Consider the following 3776-nt stretch of genomic DNA (forward strand, 5'->3'; position numbering starts at 1 on the left):
AATAGAAATCAAGGCAAACGCCTAGGAACAAAACTCGGGGCACTTCACGGTGTTACTAAATCCGTAGTCCTAACAGCTATCGCGTCCCCATTCGTGGCCATGTCTCAGTCGTTTAGCAAGCAGGCGAATACGCTCTGGTACGAGATTTTCGATGTCGTCAAAGACAACTCGCTGGTGGACTACTCGGGGCCGACTCCTGCGGATAACGTGATGGAACGGCTACTTCAGGCACGCTCATAGTTATTGGCGTAGTGCGGGTACGGTGTGGGCGTAGATGACGACCACTGCAATCAAGGCGATACAGACGGCGAAGGGTGCCAGCGGGTTCCACCCGTAAAGGGCGGTCGAAGCCAGCGGGGCAATCGCGTACGCCAACCCATTATTAGCGTTGATGATGCCAGCCACTGCGCCTTGCTCATCTGCACTCATCTTCAAGGTTGGGCCAGTGTTGTACCCGGGCATCGCCAGTCCCATACCTACCCCCAGCACGATACACCCGACAACCAGTAAAGCGTGCGAGGAGGTAGGCCAAATGAGCACAGTTGCAACTAGTGTAATGGCCAGACCAGTACGTAAAAGCTTCGCTGCTCCCCACCCTGTCTTTGGAGCAATCACCGCTTGGGCAATGATCATGGTCACGCCCATGATGGTCAGGTAAATCGCGGAAATACCTGCGGTCGCAGTTGCCGACAGGGCGAAGCGGTCTTGGACAGTGAATCCAAAAATCGTAGCAACAGAAGAAAACACAAGAAACATCACCAGACCAGTTGCTAGCCAGGGAGCTACACGCGGATCAGTGAAGCGAATCCGTTGAGGCTTTGCAAAAAGTTGCCCTCGGCTTTGAGGTGCGAAACTCACCAAGAGAACAACCAGACCAATCACCATCACAACGGGCATGACCACCAAGGGCAAGAGCAGGCCACCAGCAGCGGCTAACACACCTCCAGTAACACCTCCAACAATGGAGGCCATCCCTTGAGCCGCTCCAATCATGCCCAGTGCTTTTACCCGCCCGTTCTCGCTGGCAGCATGCGTGACCAGGTGGGCTTGCGCGGTCGGGGCGATCGCTGAAATCCCTCCACCATAGAGCAAACCACGAGTGATCACAACACCAAAAACTAGTCCGACACCGCCAACTACCTGGTTCATCCCCAGGTAGGAGACAATACCGAAGGCGCTCAAAGCGATGATCGCGATCACAAGCCCAGCAGCGAGTACACGTTTAGCGCCGACACGTTGGGAAGCTCGCCCCCAATAAGCACTCAAGCTCGCTAGTACAATCGCTGCCAAAGAGATAGTGGCGCCAATATGCCATTCCCGCAATCCCATCTGTCGTGACAGTGGCGCGATGATCGGATTGAGAATCATTTGCCCCATAAAGGCGAGAAAAACGATTCCCACTACCAGGTTCGCTTGCGCTCCTGGATCAATAGAGCTCTGTGTCGGCTTATTACTACGAGGGTCGGGCATCACTACACTCCATTACTAGAACACTGTTTCACTTAGGGATATTGTAGAATGGTGTTCTAGTAAGGGTCAAGGAATAAGTTAGGGTCACCTTATGAACACTGTGCTAACGGGGCGAAGGGCTGGGCTATCACGCGAGCTGATTGTCAAACAAGCTGTACAGTTAAGCGCGATCAGTGGCGTTGAGGGATGGTCAGTACGGGACATTGCCCGTGAACTGGGCGTGGTTCCCTCAGTGATTTATCATTATTTTCCAAACAAGGAAGCCATTTGTGATGCTGTTGTAGACCGGGTATGTGTCGGGATTGAAGTTCCCGACTCGGACCTTGAATGGAAAGCCTGGTTTCGAGCTATGGCTCACAATCTACGCCCCGCATTGTTAGCATATCCGGGGATTACCGACAGGTTCGCGCGGGGCAAGTTCACCGAACAGTTTTTGCCGATGATCGATGGAGCCTGGGCCAAACTACAAGAAGCTGGGTTTGGTGACAATTCGCCTGTGGCCTACACAATTATCGCGAACTCGATCATCCACACGATCGGAGCGAGAAACCTGCGCGCATCCAATCAAATCCAGCCTCGCCACAACCTGCACGAAATGCTTGTCAGGCTTGAGCCTATGATGGCTCAATCTGTTGGACTGACCAGTATTGTCAACTCTTACCTGGAGCCTCTCTCACACCCTGATGAAGAAGAAGCGATGTCCGAGGAATACTACGACCTCGTCATCGATGTGATCCTAGACGGCATCGAACACACCCTGCTGCCTTAACTCTGACCCACTTCTCAATCATCGTCTTAGTGAGCGCCCGCACAGCTGTGTACTTCAACACAGCGGATGTAGCCCAGTTGATAAGCCGGGTCAGTTCACGTTCACCCCCGCGTTCTCATGGTCACGGAGACGGTTAAGTAGTTCTTCCTGATACGGATTATTCATGGTGTGCCCTTCATCCAGGTATGGGTAAAGGGGGCCAAGGCACACACCCTGACCCCTTCGCTGTCTGCTACGGTCTAGCGTCTACTCGGTAGCACCCGCCGTGGTCGGCTCCACCACATCCTGTTCAGCCGTCGCCAGCGCCTCCGGGCGGATCACGGAACCGCCGTACACCTGGAGGCCCGTAATCGCACGGGTGAAACGGAACGGCAGCATGGACGATTCCTCCACCTCCGTGATCTGGTAGCCGAACGGGGTAGCCATCGGGTGGCCCGCAATGACCACCTCACGGCCCGCCACCGTCGGCACCGTCGGCGCGGAAATGATGCGGAACCCGAGCAGGCGACCAATCTCACCGTTCAAGAGATTGCTGTTGTTCACTGCCTTGTCCAGGCGCTCGTCGTACAGCAACGCCGATTCCATCTCGGGGCCAACCATCACGAAACGGTCAATCTTCAGAACGTGGGTAGCGTTCAACTTCTTACGCAACTTCACTAGCACGGAGAAAGAATCCTTGGAATCAATATCCAACGGAAGCTTGCCCACCTGGTTCTGCTTACGAACGCCGTCCTTCATGAGTTTGCCGATGTAGGTATCTACCTGCTCGGCCATGCCCTCCGCAGCCTCTTGCACAGCCTCCGGCTTCACATCCAGGCCGGACTGGACGGAAGATACCAGCGGAATCTTGAAGTTGAAGTAGTCGCCCTGGTCGGTCTTGAACTTACGCTCTCCGAACTCGACATCTTCAACAATCATGTCTTCGGACTCGTCGTACTTACGGATGGTGGGACGGCTAAGGTTGGTGACAACAACCTCGTCACCCTTACCACGGATTTCGCCCTCAAAGTCGCGGTTCGTCACACCCTCCTGCGCGAATGCCCAGGTCTGACGGAGCGGCTGCATGAGCGCAGACGCGACAATCGGGCCGATTACCGGATCCCAGTTCTTGTGGGACTGTGGAGTTGCCATAGTGCGTTCCTCCTAGTGGGAACTTTTAGCGGCTGATACGGCCTTCCTCCACTGCCTTGTTGATTTCCTCAAACTTGCCCTGTGCGTACAGGCGGTCGAGGTCATCGGCGGTGAGGATTCGGCCATCGTTGTTGTTCGTGGGGCTGGGGTTCCGCTGGTGCGGGGTGCTACCCCACCCGCCTTGAACTGTGGGAATGAGTTGAGCGTGTTGGTGACGAGTTCGCCAGCCTTACTGTCCCACTCGTCGCTGCCCCACTTCGGGAGATCACCTACACCACGGAGATACGGCACAAGCATGTCGGGGTCTGCCCCGTTTTCCTTCGCCAGCTTGCGTAGGGTGTTGTCCTCGCGCATTCGGTCGAGTTCGGCCTGGATGTGTCTGATCTGATGTAGGTGGTCCAGTTCG

General features: G+C 55.2%; 4 protein-coding genes and 1 pseudogene. 2 read left to right on the top strand and 3 right to left on the bottom strand.

The genetic code is table 11. The features are described 5' to 3' along the window. Nucleotides 1-240: pseudogene (locus tag HMPREF2656_RS00285) on the top strand (hypothetical protein); the annotation flags it as partial. Here HMPREF2656_RS00285 and HMPREF2656_RS00290 read toward each other — a convergent pair. After that, entirely contained in the window at nt 241-1470 is a 1230-nt protein-coding gene (locus HMPREF2656_RS00290) for an MFS transporter (protein ID WP_052205465.1), read from the bottom strand. Between the two features lie 91 nt (nt 1471-1561). Between HMPREF2656_RS00290 and HMPREF2656_RS13235 the strand changes: the two genes are divergently transcribed. Continuing rightward, nucleotides 1562-2239 carry a TetR/AcrR family transcriptional regulator gene (locus HMPREF2656_RS13235; protein ID WP_070452898.1) on the top strand — a complete coding sequence of 226 codons (678 nt, stop codon included), beginning with the start codon at nt 1562-1564 and terminating at the stop codon, nt 2237-2239. Nucleotides 2240-2485: 246 nt separating this feature from the next. Here the strand turns inward: HMPREF2656_RS13235 and HMPREF2656_RS00300 are convergent, their stop codons facing one another. Together HMPREF2656_RS00300 and HMPREF2656_RS13240 are read right to left on the bottom strand one after the other, a co-directional pair. After that, nucleotides 2486-3370 carry a hypothetical protein gene (locus HMPREF2656_RS00300; RefSeq protein ID WP_070815556.1) on the bottom strand — a complete coding sequence of 295 codons (885 nt, stop codon included), beginning with the start codon at nt 3368-3370 and terminating at the stop codon, nt 2486-2488. Nucleotides 3371-3382: 12 nt separating this feature from the next. Beyond that, a partial coding sequence (locus tag HMPREF2656_RS13240; RefSeq protein ID WP_210400933.1) for a hypothetical protein occupies nt 3383-3776 on the bottom strand: 394 nt, incomplete at its 5' end.

Origin of the sequence: Corynebacterium sp. HMSC034B08 (assembly GCF_001835805.1) — a bacterium.
Lineage (GTDB): Bacteria > Actinomycetota > Actinomycetes > Mycobacteriales > Mycobacteriaceae > Corynebacterium > Corynebacterium coyleae.

Excerpts from the sequence above, each read along its gene's own strand:
- HMPREF2656_RS13235 (WP_070452898.1), top strand. The coding sequence starts at position 1,562 with ATGAACACTGTGCTAACGGGGCGAAGGGCTGGGCTATCACGCGAGCTG.
- HMPREF2656_RS00300 (WP_070815556.1), bottom strand. The coding sequence starts at position 3,370 with ATGGCAACTCCACAGTCCCACAAGAACTGGGATCCGGTAATCGGCCCG.
- HMPREF2656_RS00290 (WP_052205465.1), bottom strand. The coding sequence starts at position 1,470 with ATGCCCGACCCTCGTAGTAATAAGCCGACACAGAGCTCTATTGATCCA.